Origin of the sequence: Cupriavidus mimosae, from assembly GCF_023952485.1 — a bacterium.
Lineage (GTDB): Bacteria > Pseudomonadota > Gammaproteobacteria > Burkholderiales > Burkholderiaceae > Cupriavidus > Cupriavidus taiwanensis_C.
Map to the genome: position 1 here is coordinate 17506 of NZ_JALHRY010000001.1, position 16420 is coordinate 33925.

Below are 16420 nucleotides of genomic sequence, written 5' to 3' on the forward strand. Positions count from 1 at the left end.
ATTGAACTGGAGTGCGGTACATGGATTTCGAGATTCCGGAGGCGCTGATCCATCCCCTGCTGGCGATGATCGAAACCGGTTCGCCGCTGGCCCGGCAGTTGCAGCAGCATGGCGTGTGCCACGGCAATATGCTGGTGTCGAGCAAGCTGTTCGACGCGCATGCGCTCAGTTCGCTCTATACGCTCAGCAAGACCCAGAACGAGCGCGCGTTGATGTTCCAGATGCTGGCGCTGGACAACATCTACAACGCGCCGCAGGCGCGCGTGATTCCGGGGCTGGATCAGCTGGTGGCGGGGCTGGCCGCGTACCTGTCGCGCGATGCCATCGACGGCTGGCTGTACCAGCGCAACCGCGACGGCGTGCTGCTGCCCTGGCTGGTACGCCGCATGCGTTATGTCTTGCCCGAGCAAGGCATGGCGTACGTGGTGGTGGACCTGCTCGCCAATACGATGCAGTCGGCCAACTCCGCGCTGACCGACCACCACCTGCGGCGCTCGGGCATGACTACGTCGATGGTGATCACGCGCGACGATATTGCCAACCGCACCATCCCGGAGTTGCTGGCCGAATTCGGCTTCTACAAGGAGTGTGCGGAATTCCGCCAGGAATATGACCAGCACGCGCAGCGCTTCGTGCGCTGCCAGCGCGGCTTCGGCGCGCAGTTCGTGGCGACGCGCGCGGCGTTCGCGGTCGATGGCAAGGGCGCGGCGGAGCTGATCCCGATCGCCGATGCCGCGGGCGCGCGCTGCGTGAACGACGAGGAGCGGCTGGAGCGCCGATTCGAGATGACCTGCGACCCGTCGTTCTGGCGCGAGGCGGGCATCATGGAAGGCTTCGAGCGGGTGCCGCTGCATGGCTACGTGCACCTGTTCCATCTGGAGTGGCACCGCAATATCTGGGTCCACGTGCAGCACCTGGCCGACTACCGCTACCAGCCCGCCCTGCGCGACAAGCTGGTGCTGCCCGCGCACCACCGCGACCTGATCGACATCCTGACCTCGCACATGGACATGCTGGCGCCGGACTTCGTGCCGGGCAAGTCGGGCGGCACCACCATCCTGTGCCAGGGTGCGCCCGGCCTGGGCAAGACGCTGACCGCCGAGGTCTATGCCGAGGTGGTGGGCAAGCCGCTGTACCGCGTGCACTCCGGGCAGCTGGGCACCACCGCGGCGTCGGTGGGGGCCACGCTGATGACCATCCTGCGCCGCGCCATGCGCTGGAACGCGATCCTGCTGCTGGACGAGGCCGACGTGTACATCCGCCGCCGCGACAACGACCTCGAACACAATGCCATCGTCGCCGAGTTCCTGCGCACGCTGGAGTACTTCAGCGGCCTGCTGTTCATGACCACCAACCGTATCGGCGACGTCGACGATGCCATCCTGTCGCGCTGCATCGCCACCATCCATTACACCACGCCGTGCCGCGAGGATGCCGTGCGGCTGTGGCGGCTGCAGGCGGCGCAGTTCGGCGCGGAACTGGACGATGCGCTGATCGATGCGCTGACCGACGCCTATCCCGCGGCGAGCGGGCGCGACATCAAGGAATTGCTGAAGCTGGCGACGCGCTACGGCAAGGCCAAGGAGATTCCGCTGTCGATGGACGTGTTTCGCCTGTGCGGGCAGTTCCGGGGGATCGGCTGACCACTGCGGCATACCGGCAAGGGGGAGGGCGCGGGTATGATGGCGCATACGTCCAGGCAACCGCCCCCGATCCCCGATGAGCCTCGACCCCGCCGAACTGCAGACGCTACGCCCCTACCTGTTGCGCTTCGCGCACCTGCAGCTGCGCGACGAGGCGGTGGCCGAGGATGCTGTCTCGGAAACGCTGCTGGCCGCGCTCGAGCATCCGGAGCGCTTTGCCGGCCAGTCGGCGCTGCGCACTTACCTGGTCGGCATCCTCAAGCACAAGATCATCGACGCGCTGCGCAGCGGCAGGCGCGAGGTCAGGCTGGCGCTGGCTACCGACGGCGATGGCCAGCCGCAGTCCGACGATGATGCGTTCGACGCCCTGTTCACGCGCAACGGCCACTACCAGGATCCGCCCTCCGACTGGGGCGACCCGGAGCGCGCGTTCGAGCGCCGCGAGTTCTTCGAGATCCTGCAGTTGTGCGTGGACCGCCTGCCGGCGCGTACCGGCCGCATCTTCATGATGCGGGAATGGCTGGAGCTGGACACCGAAGAAATCTGTCAGCATTTGCAGATCAGCGCGACCAATGCCTGGGCGATGCTCTACCGGGCCCGCATGCGCCTGCGCGAATGCCTGGAACTGCACTGGTTCGGCCAGCGTGGCCGGCCCGGCAAGGCCGGCTGAGCCTGCCTGCGCCCAGCGAACCGTCACGGACAAGGATGCCGGAAACCCCACCCACCCGCCCGCCGCGCCGGCTGCTGCCCGACTGCGAAGAGGTCCACCACCTGACCATGAAGAGCCTGGACCTGCCGCTGTCCTGGGCGGAGCGGCTGCGCCTGCGCTCGCACCTGGCCATCTGCGATGCCTGCACCCGCTTCAGCGCGCAGATGCGCACGCTGCGCGACGCCATGCACCGGCTGGGGCGCGACGAATGACAAAAGGCCAGCGCTGGCGCTGGCCTCCCTGCAAGAAGTGTCGCCGGCGTGCGGCGTGGCCCGCTCAGGCGCGGGCGCCTTCGCCGTAGGGGTCGAACTTGCCGGCGCGGCTGCCTTCGGTAAAGGTGTCGAAGCCGCGGGCAGGCGATGCCGACACGCCGCTGCGGTCCAGGCCGGCGACGGTGCGGGCGCCATCGGTGAAGGGGTCGGCCTTGCCGGCGCGGGCGCCGTCGGTGAAGGCGTCATGGCTGCGGAATTCATAACCATACTTGTCACCCGGCACGGTGCTGCGGAAGCTGTAGCCGTACTTGTCGCCGGGCAGCACGTCGGCGGCGGTGGCGGCTTGGGCGGCGCCCAGCGCGGCCAGGGTCAGGAGCAGGGCGGAAGCGAGGCGGGTGGTCTTGGTCATGATGGTTTCTCCATTAGCTTGTTGAATTTGTCAGAAGGCGTTGCTTTGTGTGCGTGCCGTTCATGTACGGAACTATAGGAGTCCGGGAGCAGCGTAAGCGGGCGCTTTGCCGGATGAGTTATTCAAAAATATTGAATTGTTGTGAAAGGCCCCGCGCGCCGCCGCCATGACGCAAATGTAATGACCCCGTTGCCGGAATGACCGCAGTGCCTCGGTTAAACTTGCCCCTCGCTGCCGGCCACCACTGGTGTCAGCAGCGCCGCCCTCACCATTCATGCAACGCCTGATCTTCGTTCTCCTTGCGCTCGTCCTGCCGCTCCAGTTCGCCTGGGCGGGAGCCGCCGCGTATTGCGGGCACGAGGTCGCCGCGGCCGCCAAGGCGCATTTCGGGCACCACGAGCACCGGCACCAGGCCGGCAGCGGCAAGCAGGACCAGCAAGCCGATCCTGCGCAGGACAAGGCCAGGCTGAACCTGGCCGATCCCGACTGCGGCGTCTGCCATATCGCCTCGCTGCCCTTCGCGCCGGCCGATGCGCAGGACGTACCCGCGCTGCGCCGGGTGGAGCTGGCGCCGCCGCTGCCCCAGCCCCGCTTCTCCTCCCACAGCGCGCGGGCGCCCGACCGCCCGCAGTGGCTGCGTCTCGCATAGCCGGCGAGACGACGCTTCCCCGCTGTCCCGATCCATTCCGATCGCCTCCTGGCGTCATGACCGCATGACGCCAGGCGTCTCGCCGAATTTCCCCGGTTTTCTTCTGGTGCAATTCGATGCGAAGACTTTTGCTGCCGCTCGGGCTGGCGGCCTTGCTATCCAGCCCTTTCCCCGGCGTCGCGCAGACGCCGCCCGCCGCCGTGGCGCTGCCATCGGCTGCCGCGCCGGCCGGCGCACTGGCCCATATCCTGAGCCTCGATGCCGCGCTGGCGCTGGCTGAAGCCGGCAGCTTCACGCTGTCCGCCGCGGGCAAGGAGCTTGACGCCACCGAAGGCGACCTGATCCAGTCGCGCGTCATCCCCAATCCGGAACTGGCGGTGTCGATGGAAGACACGCGCAAGGCCTCGCGCTCGACCACCGGGCAGGTCAACCTGCCGATCGAACTCGGCGGCAAGCGCGCCGCGCGCATCGGCCTGGCCGAGCGCGGGCGCGAGCTGGCGAAGGCCGAACTGGGCAGCACCCGCGCCGAGCTGCGCGCCGCGGTGATCGCGCGCTTCTTCGGCGTGCTGGTGGCGCAGGAGCGCGTCCGCCTGGCCGAGGGCTCGGTCGGTATTGCCAGCCAGGCCGCCGACGCCGCTGGCCGGCGCGTGGCCGCGGGCAAGGTGGCGCCGCTGGAAGCCACGCGCGCCAGGGTGGAGCAGGCCAACGCCGAGCTGGAGCTGGCCGAGGCCACCGGCGCGCTGCAGTCCGCGCGGCAGTCGCTGGCGGCGCTGTGGGGCGACAGCGTGCCGCGTTTCGCGCAGGCGCAGGGCGATCTCGATGCCTTGCCGTCGCGGCCCGCGCCGGCCGCGTTGCAGGCGGCGCTGGAAGACTCGCCGCTGCTGGCGGCAAGCCGCCTGGCGGCGGAGCGCAGCCGTGCCGAAGTGGCGGTGCAGCGCAGCCGCCAGTATCCCGACGTGACCGTGAGCCTGGGCGCCAAGCGCGACAACGAGGCCAACCGCAACATGGCGGTGCTGGGCGTGGCGATTCCGCTGCCGCTGTTCGATCGCAACCAGGGCAACCTGTACGCGGCGCTGCGCCGTGCCGACGGCGCGCAGGATACTTACGCCGCCACGCGCGTGCGCCTGCAGGGCGAACTGCAGCAGGCCTCGACGCAGCTGTCGGTGTCGCGCGCCGCGGCGCAGACGCTGCAGGCCTCGGTGCTGCCGGCGGCCGAGCAGGCCTACGCCGCCGCCTCGCGCGGGTTCGAGGCCGGCAAGTTCAATTTCCTCGACGTGCTGGATGCCCAGCGCACGCTGTTCCAGGCGCGCATCCGCTACCTGGACGTGCTGGCCCGCACCTATGACGCGGCCGCCAGCATCGACCGCATCCTCGGACACTGATACGGAAGCTGCAGACATGGCAATGAGCAAGCAACAACGGGCCGCGGTGGTGGCCATCCTGGTCGCGGGGCTTTTGGGCGGCGCGGCGATCCTGTTCACCGGCAAGGACGCCAACACCAGCGGCGAGGCCGCGCACGGGCATGCCGAACATGGCGACGAGCATGGGCACGAGCACGACAAGGAGGGCAAGAAGGCGGAGGACGAGGCGGAGGACAACGCAGGGAACAAGGCCGCTGCACATGCCGGCACGAGCGCGCCCGCGGCGCAGCCGCAAGCCGAGGGCAAGCCGCACGTGATCGCGCTGACGCCCGCGCAGATCGAACAGGCCGGCATTGGCTTGGCCACCGCCGCTGCCGCGGCGCTGCGTAGCAGCGTCGATTTCCCGGGCGAGATCCGCTTCAACGACGACCGCACCGCGCACGTGGTGCCGCGCGTCGCGGGCGTGGCGCAGGCGGTGCCGGCCAATCTGGGCCAGGCGGTGCGCAAGGGCGAGGTGCTGGCGCTGATCGCCAGCACCACGGTGGCGGAGCAGCGCAGCGAACTGCTGGCCGCGCAGAAGCGCGAGGCGCTGGCGCGGGCCACCTACGCGCGCGAGCAGACGCTGTGGCAGGAGAAGATCTCCGCAGAGCAGGATTACCAGCAGGCGCGCACCGCGCTGGAAGAGGCGCAGATCGCGGTGCAGAACGCGCGCCAGAAGCTCACCGCGATCGGCGCCGCCGAGCGCGGCGGCAGCGGGGGCGCGCTCAACCAGTTTGCGCTGCGCGCGCCCTTCGACGGCATCGTGGTCGAGAAGCACCTGTCGCTGGGCGAAGCGGTCAAGGAAGACGCCAGCGTCTTCACGGTCTCGGACCTGAGCTCGGTATGGGCCGAGTTCGTGGTGTCCGCGCGCGACCTGGACCGCGTGCGCGTGGGCGCGGCGGTCACGGTGCGTTCCAGCGCGTCCGCCACGCAGGCCGAAGGCAAAGTGTCCTACGTCGGCGCCTTGCTGGGCGAGCAGACCCGCACCGCCAAGGCGCGCGTGACGCTGGCCAACCCGGGCACGGCGTGGCGCCCCGGGCTGTTCGTCACGGTCAGCGTGCTTGGTGCGCCGGTGCAGGCGCCGGTGACGGTGGCGGCCGACGCGGTGCAGCAGGTCGATGGCCAAAGCGTGGTGTTCGTCGCGGTGCCGGAGGGGTTTGCGGTGCAGCCGGTCCAGACCGGGCGCACCGACGGCAAGCTGGTCGAGGTGACCCAGGGCCTGCAGGCCGGCGCGCGCTACGCCGCGGGCAACAGCTTCATCCTCAAGTCCGAGCTGGGCAAAGCCAGCGCCGGGCACGAGCACTGAGCGGGAGGCGCGCATGTTCGAACGCCTGATCCGCTTTGCCATTGCGCAACGCTGGCTGGTGCTGCTGGCGGTGCTGGGCATGGCCGCGCTTGGCCTGTACAGCTACACCCGGCTGCCGATCGACGCGGTGCCCGACATCACCAACGTGCAGGTGCAGATCAATACCGCCGCCCCGGGCTATTCGCCGCTGGAGACCGAGCAGCGCATCACGTACCCCGTCGAGACCGTGATGGCGGGCCTGCCCGGGCTGGAGCAGACCCGCTCGCTGTCGCGCTACGGGCTGTCGCAGGTGACGGTGATCTTCCGCGACGGCACCGACATCCACTTTGCGCGCCAGCTGGTCAACCAGCGCATCCAGGAAGCGCGCGACCGGCTGCCGCCCGGCATCACGCCGGCGATGGGACCGATCTCGACCGGGCTGGGCGAGATCTACCTGTGGACCGTCGAAGCCGACCCCGAGGCGCGCAAGCCCGATGGCACCGCCTACACGCTGTCCGACCTGCGCGAGATCCAGGACTGGGTAATCCGGCCGCAGCTGCGCAACGTGCCGGGCGTGACCGAGGTCAACGCCATCGGCGGCCATGCGCGCGCCTACGTGGTGGCGCCCGACCTGGCACGCATGGCCTCGTACGGGCTGGCGCTGGCCGATGTGGTCGGTGCGCTGGAGAAGAACAACGACAACGTCGGCGCGGGTTATATCGAGCGCCGCGGCGCGCAGTACCTGGTGCGCGTGCCGGGCCAGGTGCGCTCGCTCGACGAAATCGGCGACGTGATCGTCGGCAGCGCGCAGGGCCAGCCGATCCGCGTGCGCGACGTGGCCACGGTGCAGACCGGCGGCGAGCTGCGCACCGGCGCGGCCACCGAGAACGGCCGCGAGGTGGTGCTGGGCACGGTGTTCATGCTGATCGGCGAGAACAGCCGCGCGGTGTCGCAGGCGGTCGACCGCAAGATGGCCGAGATCAACCGCACGCTGCCGGCGGGGGTGAAGGCCGTTACCGTGTACGACCGCACCACGCTGGTCGACAAGGCCATCGCCACGGTCAAAAAGAACCTGCTGGAAGGCGCGGTGCTGGTGATCGCGATCCTGTTCCTGTTTTTGGGCAACCTGCGCGCGGCGCTGATCACCGCGCTGGTGATCCCGCTGTCGATGCTGTTCACCTTCACCGGCATGGTCCACTACCGCATCAGCGCCAACCTGATGAGCCTGGGCGCGCTGGACTTCGGCATCATCGTCGACGGCGCGGTGGTGATCGTCGAGAACTGCGTGCGCCGGCTGGCGCATGCGCAGGCCGCCCAGGGACGCGCGCTGACGCGCGACGAACGCCTGCAGGAAGTCTTTGCCGCCGCGCGCGAGGCGCGCCGGCCGCTGCTGTACGGCCAGCTGATCATCATGGTGGTGTACCTGCCGATCTTCGCGCTCACCGGGGTCGAGGGCAAGATGTTCCATCCGATGGCCTTTACCGTGGTGCTGGCGCTGCTGGGGGCGATGGTGCTGTCGGTAACCTTCGTGCCCGCGGCGGTGGCGCTGTTTATCGGCAACCGCGTGGCCGAGCGCGAAAACCAGCTGATGGCGTGGGCGCGCCGCCGCTACGCGGTGCTGCTGGAGCGCGTGCTGGCCTCGACACCGGTGGTGCTGGCCGGCGCCGGCGTGGCCGTGGTGTTGTGCCTGGCGATTGCCACGCGCTTGGGCAGCGAGTTCGTGCCCAGCCTCAACGAAGGCGACCTCGCGGTGCAGGCGCTGCGCATACCCGGCACCAGCCTGACGCAATCGGTGGCGATGCAGCAGCAGGTGGAAACCGCGCTGAAGGCCAAGTTCCCGGAGATCGAGCGCATCTTTGCCCGCACCGGCACCGCGGAGATTGCCTCGGACCCGATGCCGCCGAATATCTCGGACGGCTACATCATGCTCAGGCCCGAATCGCAATGGCCCGAGCCACGCCGCACGCGCGACGCGCTGATCGCGGCGATCCGCGCCGAAGTGGGCAAGCTGCCGGGCAACAACTATGAGTTCTCGCAGCCGATCCAGCTGCGCTTCAACGAGCTGATCTCGGGCGTGCGCTCGGACGTGGCGGTCAAGGTGTTCGGCGACGACAACGCCGTGCTGGAGCAGACCGCCAACCGCATCGCCGCGGTGCTGCAGGACATTGCCGGCGCGGCCGAGGTCAAGGTCGAGCAGACCACCGGGCTGCCGATGCTGACGGTGCAGATCGACCGCAACCAGGCCGCGCGCTACGGGCTGAACCTGAGCGATATCCAGGACGCGGTGTCGATCGGCATCGGCGGCAAGGTGTCCGGCACTTTCTTCAGCGGCGACCGGCGCTTCGATATCGTGGTGCGCCTGCCCGAGGCCGTGCGCGCGGACATCGACGCGCTGCGGCGACTGCCGGTGGCGCTTCCGAAGGATGCCGGTGCGCGCACCAGCTACATCCCGCTGAGCGAAGTCGCCAGCGTGGAGATGGCGCCGGGCCCCAACCAGGTCTCGCGCGAGAACGGAAAACGCCGCATCGTGGTCAGCGCCAATGTTCGCGGGCGCGATATCGGCAGCTTCGTGCCCGAGGCCGAGGCCGCCATCCGCGCGCGCGTGGCGATCCCCGCCGGCTACTGGACCAGCTGGGGCGGCACCTTCGAGCAGCTGCAGTCCGCCACCGCGCGGCTGCGCGTGGTGGTGCCGCTGGCGCTGGGGCTGGTGTTCGTGCTGCTGTTCGCCATGTTCGGCAACGTCAAGGACGGGCTGCTGGTCTTTACCGGCATTCCTTTCGCGCTGACCGGCGGCATCCTGGCGCTGTGGCTGCGCGGCATCCCGTTGTCGATCTCGGCGGCGGTGGGCTTTATCGCGCTATGCGGCGTCGCGGTGCTCAACGGGCTGGTGATGCTGTCGTTCATCCGCTCGCTGCGCGAGGCCGGGCATGGACTGGACCATGCCATCCGCGCAGGCGCGCTGACGCGCCTGCGCCCGGTGCTGATGACCGCGCTGGTGGCCTCGCTCGGCTTCGTGCCGATGGCGCTGGCCACCGGCACCGGTGCCGAGGTGCAGCGGCCGCTGGCGACGGTGGTGATTGGCGGCATCTTGTCGTCGACGGCGCTGACGTTGCTGGTGCTGCCGGTGCTGTACCGGCTGGCGCATCGCAACGATGCGCCGGCGGCGGTGCGCGCCGATGGGCAGGTGGCGACGATGGAGACGATGGAGACGTGACGCACGCCGGGCGGCCTATCGCGGCGTGGTGGGCGGCGTGGTGGGCGGCGTGGTGGGCGGCGTGGCGGGCGGCCTGGCGGGCGGCGTGCCAGGCAGCGCGCCGGGCGTCAGCACGCTCATTCCCGAGACCCCGCTCGAGGTGGTGCGGCGCTGGCTCATCAGGACACCGTTCTGGTCGAACTCGAACAGCACCGTCGAAGCGCGGATCGCGCCGCCGGCAAACAGCGGCCCGATGAAGGGGATGAAACTCTCGGGGTGGGGCTGGGAGGTGGCGAATGAGTAGACCAGTATGGTAGAGCCGTCGCGCAGCGTCGCTTGCGACGAAGGCGGGCCGAGCTGCGTGGTGACGTCGCCAAGCGTGGAGAAGCCGGGCAGGAAGTTCGACATTTGCTCGGGCCTCACGTCGACGCCGGTGGAGATGCACGCCGTCAACATGAGGCCGGCCACCACCAGTGCGTGAACACGCTTCATGTCGTCACCCGCCGTACTTGGTAAGGCGTGGCCGCACAAGGCGCCCGGCACGCCGTGCTCAGAGCATACAACCAATCGCCGGCCCGCAGCGCGGGCGCCTGCATTCGACTTTTCACGACACCGTGAAGCTTCCGGCGCGGCCGCGGCGGCATGATGCCGATGTGCGCCCGAGCTTGCGGCGCAGCCAGCCAACACATGCGATTCGCGCCGCCATGCCAGAAACCATCACCGCCACCTCCGCCGGGATCGACCCGCTCAGCGCCGTCACGCATCCCGACCCGTATCCCTACTACCGTGAACTGGCCGCCACCCGACCGTTCTTCCGCGAGCCACGCCTGGGGCTGTGGGTGGCCGCCGGGCGGCGCGAAGTGGCAGCCGTGCTGGCCCATCCCGACTGCCGCGTGCGCCCGCCCGCGCAGCCGGTGCCGCCCGCGCTGGCCGGCACCGCCGCCGGTGACCTGTTCGGCCGGCTGGTCCGGATGAATGATGGCGCCGCGCATGCGCCGCTGAAGGCGCTGTTGATGCCGATGCTGGCGGCGGTGGATCCGGGCGTCGCGGCGCAACACGCCGCCGCGATGGCGCGGGTGCTGGATGCAGGCGAGGCATCGCACGTTGCCATGCCAGCCGCGTCGGTCAACCGTTGGTTCTTCGCCCTGCCGGTCGTCGCGCTGGCATCCGTGCTTGGCCTGCCGGTGACGCGCGACGGCGATACGGCGGCCGAGGTCGCGCAGCAGGTTGCCGCCTTCGCCGCCGCCCAGTCGCCGCTGGCGGACGCGGACATCGTGCACGCCGGCGCCGAGGCAGCGCGGTGGCTGGGCACATGGGTGGCCTCGTCGCTCGCCAGCAGCGTAGCGGCTGATGGCCCGCTGCCGGCGCTGCAACGCGCGGCACAGGCCGCCGGCATCGAGGCGCAGGCGGTTGCCGCCAATATCATCGGCCTGCTGGTCCAGGCCTGCGAAGCGACTGCCGGGCTCACGGGAAATACTCTGCTGTGGCTGGGGCGCAATCCGTCGGCCGGCGGGATGCCGTTGCAGGGCGTGGTGGCGCGCGTCGCGCAGGACGACCCGCCGGTGCAGAACACGCGCCGGTTTCTTGCTGCCGATACCGAGCTTTGCGGCCACGCCGTCAAGGCCGGCGACACGGTGCTGGTGCTGCTGGCCGCGGCTTCGACCAGCGGCCTTGCCGACGATGCGCGCGCATGGACCTTCGGCCACGGCCGCCATGCTTGCCCCGGTGACCGGTTGGCGCAAGCGCTGGCTGCGGCGACCGTGTCGGCGCTGTGCGCGCGCGGCGCCGAGCCGGCTGCGCTGGCTCGCGCATTCCGCTATCGTCCGTCGCTGAACGCGCGCATTCCGCATTTCCTTTGATCTCACGGAGACAACCATGATCGCCGTCATCTTCGAAGTCGAGCCCGCGCCGGGCCGGCAGGACACCTATCTCGACATCGCCGCGCACCTGCGCCCGCAGCTCGAGGCCATCGATGGCTTTATCTCGGTCGAGCGCTTCCAGAGCCTGACCAACCCCGGCAAGCTGCTGTCGCTGTCGTTCTTCCGCGACGAGGCCGCGGTGATCGCGTGGCGCAATACGCTGGCGCATCGCCAGGCGCAGGCCGCCGGGCGCGGCGGCGTGTTTGCCGGCTACCGGCTGCGCGTGGCGCAGGTGCTGCGCGACTACGGGCTCGATGCGCGCGAGCAGGCGCCAGCGGACAGCCGCGCGGTGCACGACCGCGATGCGGGCTGAGGGCGCGACGATGACGATGGAATCGATTGGCACGCAGGCCGCGTTTATCGGGCTGACCTTCCTGCTGGCGGGTTTCGTCAAGGGCGTGGTCGGGCTGGGCCTGCCCACGGTGGCGGTGGGCATGCTGGGGCTAGTGATGTCGCCCGCGCAGGCTGCGGCGTTGCTGGTGGCGCCGTCGATGGTGACCAACGTAGTGCAGCTGTTCAGCGGCCCGCGCTTCGGCCAGCTGGTGAGGCGCCTGTGGCCGATGCTGGCGGCGATCTGCGCCGGCACCTGGCTGTGCGCGGCACTGGTGCCGGCCGGCATGATGACGCATGCTACCTCCGCGCTGGGCGTGGCGCTGGTGCTGTACGCGGTGGTGGGGCTGGCGGCGGTAAAGCTGACAGTGCCGGCCGGCGCGGAACGCTGGCTCGGGCCGCTGGTCGGGCTGGTCACGGGCGGCATCACCGCGGTCACGGGTGTGTTCGTGATTCCGGCCGTGCCCTACCTGCAGGGGCTGGGGCTGGACAAGGAGAGCCTGGTGCAGGCGCTGGGCCTATCGTTCACGGTGTCGACCATTGCGCTGGCGGTCAGCCTGGCGCTGGGTGGAGCGCTGCTGCATATGCCGGTGCTTGGGGCGTCGGCGCTGGCGCTGGTGCCTGCGCTGGGCGGCATGTTCCTGGGGCAGTGGCTGCGCCACCGGATCAGCGCGGAGCGTTTTCGCAAATTGTTTTTTTGCGGGTTGCTGGTGTTGGGTGGGGAGCTGGCGATGCGGGGATTGAGGTGAGGGGCGTCGAGCCTTGTTGCTTACGGCGGTTTGCTCCCCTCTCCCGCAAGCGGGAGAGGGAGTACGCAAGCGGTGTTGGAAATCCGTCAGCCTTACAAGATTCCTCAGCGGCTTGCCTGCACCGTCCTGCCATTCAGCGGCTGCACCGGCCGCGCGTTCATCGGATAGAGCTTCCGGAACGCCGCCAATTGCGCCGGTGACACTTCCACCGGGGTCTTCAGCACTTGCCAGCGTACGTCCTCGCTGCATGGCGGCGTCGTCAGCGAACCGGTGAAGGACCAATAGGCCTGCTGCGCCGGCAGCAGCGCCGCAACGTCCAGCGGCGCAGCCAGGTCACGCGATTCGCCGGCCTTGGCCGGCAGGCTGGCGAACACCGGCTTGAGCGCTGCATTCTCGCGTCCGGACTTGAACAGCACGGCCACCACCGCCAGCTTGCCTTCTGCATTCTGGTGCACCAGGTGCGCCACCAGCGGATAGGTCTTGCCGTTGATCTTCTCTTCGCTGGGCGTGTGGAAGTGGAACTGCAACAGCTTGTACGGCACGCCGTCCAGTTCGATCTGCCCCGCCGCCGGCAGGTTGACCTGCACGGTATGGCCGTTGTTGACCACGGTGCCGGGCGCCGCGGCGTAGCCGAAACCGATCGGCTTCAGGTCGGCGGGGCGCGCCTTGCCGGTGCGGATGTCGATCGGCGACTGGTGCTTGCCCAGCGCGCAGGTCTGGTAGGCCTGGTCCAGCTCGGCCCAGTGGCTGGTACCGGTGGGGCCGGTGTAGCTCCAGTGCGATTCATTGCCGGCCCATGCGGCCGGTGCGAGCAAGGCGGCGCAGAGGGTGTAAAGCGGCAGCTTGGTGTTCATGTGTCGATGCGTCCTCGTGTTGGTAAACCCCTTGTTTTCCGACGTGGTGTTATCGATCTGTCCCAGTCTTGAGTGCCGGTTCCGGGCCCGGGCCGGAAATCATGCAGCAAAACTGCCGCCGGGCGAATAAGGCATTGCTGAATTCCGGTCTGCACTGCGCTTAACGCGAGTAAGGGTTGCATGCCGCTGCGCGATTCATGCGTGTCGCTCATGCTGTCACGCAAGCGACATCAAGCCGACATATCGGCACACCACCATGGCGCATTGCCAAACTCCAGGAACCTGCAATGCGCCTGAGCGTCTTCCCTTCGCGCCGGACCCGCGCGGCACTGGCCAGCGCCGCGGTGGCGGCATCGCTGCTGGCGGCATGCGGCGGCGACGATAACGACAGCAGCAACGGCAACGGCACGCCCGCGGTCACCGCCCCCACGCTGGTCGGCCGCGCCGTGCTGCCCGCCGCCACCTTTGCCAGCGGGCCGCAGTCGGGGCGCTACGTCACCGGCGACCTCAACGGGCAGACCGCGCCGTTCGCGTCGCAGCCCGTGCAGGGTTTCTCCGCGGTGCTGCGCAACCCGGATGGCAGCTTCATGGTGATGGCCGACAACGGCTATGGTTCGCTGGAGAATTCGGCTGACTTCAACCTGCGGGTCTACACGGTGGCGCCCACGTTCAAGACCGCCGCGGGCGGCGCGGGCAGCGTGGCGGTGCGCAGCTTCATCGAGCTGAAGGATCCCAACAAGCATGTGAAGTTCGCGATCGCGAACCAGTTCACCAGCGAGCGCGTGCTGACCGGCGCTGACTTTGATATCGAGAGCATGCAGCGCGCCAGCGACGGCACGCTGTGGTTCGGCGATGAGTTCGGCCCGTTCCTGCTGCATACCGATGCCAACGGTGTGCTGCTGGAAGCGCCGATCCCGCTGCCGGATTTCGAGAACGCCGGCAAGGAGATCCGCTCGCCGCAGAACCCGTTCAACGAAGAGGCCACGCCGGTGCGCATCATGAACGCGGTGCGCGCGCATGCCTTCGCGCATGGCGGCACGCGCGCGCCGGTGTTCGCGCCGTATTACGTGCAGCTCAAGTACGACGTCAACGGCGTCAAGTCGAGCCCCGACGCGCACTACGCGCGCGGCGGCAACCCGCAGCCGGGGCTGGTGCCGGCAGTGTCCGACACGCTCGACGTGGCCTCGGTCAAGGCCGCCGGCTACAGCGTGGTGACCTGGACCGTCAACGACAGCGCCAGGATGACCGAGCTGCTGAAGGCCGGCGTCAACGGCATCATCTCGGACCGACCCGACCTGCTCTACGCGGCCGTCGCCGCCTACGATGCCAACGGCGACGGCAAGGCCGGCGACTACCTCACCGCCGACGGCCTGATCGATGCCGCCAGGTTCGACGCGCAGGGCCACCGCGGCGCGCGCGACCTGCGCCCGGAGAACACCCTGCCGGCGATGGAAGCCGCGCTGGACAACCTGATGACCACGCTGGAGACCGATGTCGGCATCACCGCCGACGGCGTCGCGGTGCTCAAGCACGATCCCTATATCGAATCGGTCAAGTGCCGCCGCGCCGACGGCGCGGCCTACGGCACCGCCGACGAAGTGCTGATCAAGAACCTGACCGCGGCGCAAATCCAGTCCACCTATATCTGCGACAAGCTGTTCCGCGGCCCGAGCCAGCGCAACGATGCCGCGCTGTCGCCGGTGTCGGCGGCGGTGGCGGCGGGCAAGGGCTATGCCAGCCCCTACGTGGTGCCGCGCGCGCAGGACGTATTCGACCTGGTCAGCGCCTATGTCGCGTACTACAGCACCGGCGCCGGCCAGGGTCATCCGCAGGCGGCGCAGCGGGTGAAGAACGCGCAGGCGGTGCGCTTCAATCTGGAGACCAAGCTCAACCCGCGCAGCGACAAGGACGGCAAGGGCAACGTCTACAAGGACCGCACCGTCGGCGCCGAGCAGATGGCCGACACGCTGGCGGGCGTGATCAGCGCCGCCGGCATGGCCCAGCGCGCCGATATCCAGAGCTTCGATTTCCGCACGCTACTGCGCGTGCAGGAAAAGTTCCCGGCGATCCGCACGGTGTACCTGTTCGGCGACTTCCCGATCTATGGCGACGCGGCCAACAGCGACGACGGCACCAACATGCAGGACGAGGCCGGCGCCAACACGCCGTGGATGGCGGGCCTGTACTGGCCGTACCGCGCCACCATGACGTCGAACCCGCTGCGCGCCAAGCGCTCGGGCGGCTTCGAGGGCATGGCGATCAGCCCCGACGGCAACAAGCTCTATCCGCTGCTGGAACTGCCGCTGGCCGGCCACGATGGCAAGACGCTGCTGATCTCGGAGTTCGATATCGCCACGCGCCGGTACACCGGGGTGCAATACAAGTACCGGCTCGACGACAAGGGCACCAATATCGGCGACTTCATCCTGTTCAACGCCAGCGAGGGCATTGTCATCGAGCGCGACGGCTCGCAGGGGAACCTGAACGGCTTCAAGAAGCTGTTCCAGGTGACGCTGGGCAAGCCGGGCGACTATGTCGCCAAGTCCGAACTGGCCAACCTGATGGCGCTGCGCGACCCGTCCGGCATCAGCGCCGGCGGTGCCCCGGGCGACGTGGCACTGGGCGATCCGTTCGGCATGCCGTTCAATACCATCGAAGACGTGCTGGTGCTGGACGCGACCACGCTGCTGGTGATCGACGACAACAACTTCCCGTTCAGCGTGGGGCGGCATGTCGGCAGCAAGATGCCGGATGACAGCGAGTTCATCCAGATCCGGCTGCCCAAGGCGCTCAACCTGGGCGGCTAGGACGCCAGGCTGCGCAAGACGCTGCGTGCTGGCATCCCCGCCAGGGTGGGGATGTCAGCCGGAGCGGGCGCCCGCGTGCTGCTGTTCCAGCTGCGCGCGCACCGCCGAGATATGATCGCCGGCCTGGTCGACGGCGTTTTCCAGGTCGCTGGTGCTGCAGCCGAGCTCCCTGCACCAGTACTGCACTTCGAGCGGATCCATCAGGTTGATGCGGCCCGGATCCAGGGGCCTGAACTCGCTCACATCGCTCATGCTTGCCTC

The 16420-nt window shown here is 69.0% G+C and carries 15 protein-coding genes; 11 read left to right on the top strand and 4 right to left on the bottom strand.

Features of this window, described 5'->3' with window-relative positions; translation table 11 throughout:
• Positions 1–20: 20 nt before the first annotated feature.
• The 3 genes from MKD50_RS00085 to MKD50_RS00095 all read left to right on the top strand — a co-directional run bounded on the left by MKD50_RS00085 (position 21) and on the right by MKD50_RS00095 (position 2564).
• On the top strand, positions 21–1643 hold the full coding sequence (locus MKD50_RS00085; RefSeq protein WP_115702336.1) for an ATP-binding protein: 1623 nt from the start codon (positions 21–23) through the stop codon (positions 1641–1643).
• A 76-nt stretch (positions 1644–1719) separates the two neighbouring features.
• Positions 1720–2313 (top strand): sigma-70 family RNA polymerase sigma factor, encoded by a 594-nt coding sequence (locus tag MKD50_RS00090; protein ID WP_252666012.1) that lies wholly within the window; start codon positions 1720–1722, stop codon positions 2311–2313.
• Positions 2314–2348: 35 nt separating this feature from the next.
• Positions 2349–2564, top strand: coding sequence for a zf-HC2 domain-containing protein (locus tag MKD50_RS00095; RefSeq protein WP_115702332.1), 216 nt, complete (start codon positions 2349–2351; stop codon positions 2562–2564).
• A gap of 64 nt (positions 2565–2628) precedes the next feature.
• Here the strand turns inward: MKD50_RS00095 and MKD50_RS00100 are convergent, their stop codons facing one another.
• Positions 2629–2973, bottom strand: coding sequence for a hypothetical protein (locus MKD50_RS00100; RefSeq protein ID WP_252666013.1), 345 nt, complete (start codon positions 2971–2973; stop codon positions 2629–2631).
• 274 nt (positions 2974–3247) lie between these two features.
• On the opposite strand from MKD50_RS00100, the gene czcI reads away from it, so the two are divergent.
• From czcI to MKD50_RS00120, 4 genes are all read left to right on the top strand, one after another.
• On the top strand, positions 3248–3622 hold the full coding sequence (gene czcI, locus MKD50_RS00105; RefSeq protein WP_252666014.1) for a cation efflux protein, CzcI family: 375 nt from the start codon (positions 3248–3250) through the stop codon (positions 3620–3622).
• Positions 3623–3738: 116 nt separating this feature from the next.
• Positions 3739–5004, top strand: coding sequence for a TolC family protein (locus MKD50_RS00110; protein WP_252666015.1), 1266 nt, complete (start codon positions 3739–3741; stop codon positions 5002–5004).
• Positions 5005–5020: 16 nt separating this feature from the next.
• A complete protein-coding gene (locus MKD50_RS00115) occupies positions 5021–6328 on the top strand; it encodes an efflux RND transporter periplasmic adaptor subunit (RefSeq protein ID WP_252666016.1) in 1308 nt (435 codons plus the stop codon).
• Positions 6329–6341: 13 nt separating this feature from the next.
• Entirely contained in the window at positions 6342–9521 is a 3180-nt protein-coding gene (locus tag MKD50_RS00120; protein WP_252666017.1) for a CusA/CzcA family heavy metal efflux RND transporter, read from the top strand.
• A 15-nt stretch (positions 9522–9536) separates the two neighbouring features.
• On the opposite strand, the gene MKD50_RS00125 is transcribed toward MKD50_RS00120, so the two are convergent.
• Positions 9537–9992: a hypothetical protein gene (locus tag MKD50_RS00125; protein ID WP_252666018.1), complete on the bottom strand. Its 456-nt coding sequence runs from the start codon at positions 9990–9992 to the stop codon at positions 9537–9539.
• A 212-nt stretch (positions 9993–10204) separates the two neighbouring features.
• Between MKD50_RS00125 and MKD50_RS00130 the strand changes: the two genes are divergently transcribed.
• From MKD50_RS00130 to MKD50_RS00140, 3 genes are read left to right on the top strand one after another with little or no spacing between them, the layout of a single operon-like run.
• Positions 10205–11359, top strand: coding sequence for a cytochrome P450 family protein (locus tag MKD50_RS00130; RefSeq protein WP_252666019.1), 1155 nt, complete (start codon positions 10205–10207; stop codon positions 11357–11359).
• 16 nt (positions 11360–11375) lie between these two features.
• Positions 11376–11732, top strand: coding sequence for an antibiotic biosynthesis monooxygenase family protein (locus MKD50_RS00135; protein WP_111516572.1), 357 nt, complete (start codon positions 11376–11378; stop codon positions 11730–11732).
• Positions 11733–11742: 10 nt separating this feature from the next.
• Positions 11743–12498, top strand: a complete 756-nt coding sequence (locus tag MKD50_RS00140; RefSeq protein WP_252666020.1) for a sulfite exporter TauE/SafE family protein — start codon at positions 11743–11745, stop codon at positions 12496–12498.
• 104 nt (positions 12499–12602) lie between these two features.
• On the opposite strand, the gene MKD50_RS00145 is transcribed toward MKD50_RS00140, so the two are convergent.
• Positions 12603–13352: a carbonic anhydrase gene (locus MKD50_RS00145; RefSeq protein ID WP_252666021.1), complete on the bottom strand. Its 750-nt coding sequence runs from the start codon at positions 13350–13352 to the stop codon at positions 12603–12605.
• Positions 13353–13639: 287 nt separating this feature from the next.
• Between MKD50_RS00145 and MKD50_RS00150 the strand changes: the two genes are divergently transcribed.
• On the top strand, positions 13640–16159 hold the full coding sequence (locus MKD50_RS00150) for an esterase-like activity of phytase family protein (RefSeq protein WP_252666022.1): 2520 nt from the start codon (positions 13640–13642) through the stop codon (positions 16157–16159).
• A 54-nt stretch (positions 16160–16213) separates the two neighbouring features.
• Here MKD50_RS00150 and MKD50_RS00155 read toward each other — a convergent pair whose 3' ends face one another.
• Positions 16214–16411, bottom strand: a complete 198-nt coding sequence (locus tag MKD50_RS00155) for a DUF3606 domain-containing protein (protein WP_111516576.1) — start codon at positions 16409–16411, stop codon at positions 16214–16216.
• Positions 16412–16420 lie beyond the last annotated feature (9 nt).

Bases quoted from the DNA above. Each gene is read 5' to 3' on its own strand.
- MKD50_RS00085 (WP_115702336.1), top strand. From the start codon at position 21: ATGGATTTCGAGATTCCGGAGGCGCTGATCCATCCCCTGCTGGCGATG.
- MKD50_RS00090 (WP_252666012.1), top strand. From the start codon at position 1,720: ATGAGCCTCGACCCCGCCGAACTGCAGACGCTACGCCCCTACCTGTTG.
- MKD50_RS00095 (WP_115702332.1), top strand. From the start codon at position 2,349: ATGCCGGAAACCCCACCCACCCGCCCGCCGCGCCGGCTGCTGCCCGAC.
- MKD50_RS00100 (WP_252666013.1), bottom strand. From the start codon at position 2,973: ATGACCAAGACCACCCGCCTCGCTTCCGCCCTGCTCCTGACCCTGGCC.
- czcI (WP_252666014.1), top strand. From the start codon at position 3,248: ATGCAACGCCTGATCTTCGTTCTCCTTGCGCTCGTCCTGCCGCTCCAG.
- MKD50_RS00110 (WP_252666015.1), top strand. From the start codon at position 3,739: ATGCGAAGACTTTTGCTGCCGCTCGGGCTGGCGGCCTTGCTATCCAGC.
- MKD50_RS00115 (WP_252666016.1), top strand. From the start codon at position 5,021: ATGGCAATGAGCAAGCAACAACGGGCCGCGGTGGTGGCCATCCTGGTC.
- MKD50_RS00120 (WP_252666017.1), top strand. From the start codon at position 6,342: ATGTTCGAACGCCTGATCCGCTTTGCCATTGCGCAACGCTGGCTGGTG.
- MKD50_RS00125 (WP_252666018.1), bottom strand. From the start codon at position 9,992: ATGAAGCGTGTTCACGCACTGGTGGTGGCCGGCCTCATGTTGACGGCG.
- MKD50_RS00130 (WP_252666019.1), top strand. From the start codon at position 10,205: ATGCCAGAAACCATCACCGCCACCTCCGCCGGGATCGACCCGCTCAGC.
- MKD50_RS00135 (WP_111516572.1), top strand. From the start codon at position 11,376: ATGATCGCCGTCATCTTCGAAGTCGAGCCCGCGCCGGGCCGGCAGGAC.
- MKD50_RS00140 (WP_252666020.1), top strand. From the start codon at position 11,743: ATGACGATGGAATCGATTGGCACGCAGGCCGCGTTTATCGGGCTGACC.
- MKD50_RS00145 (WP_252666021.1), bottom strand. From the start codon at position 13,352: ATGAACACCAAGCTGCCGCTTTACACCCTCTGCGCCGCCTTGCTCGCA.
- MKD50_RS00150 (WP_252666022.1), top strand. From the start codon at position 13,640: ATGCGCCTGAGCGTCTTCCCTTCGCGCCGGACCCGCGCGGCACTGGCC.
- MKD50_RS00155 (WP_111516576.1), bottom strand. From the start codon at position 16,411: ATGAGCGATGTGAGCGAGTTCAGGCCCCTGGATCCGGGCCGCATCAAC.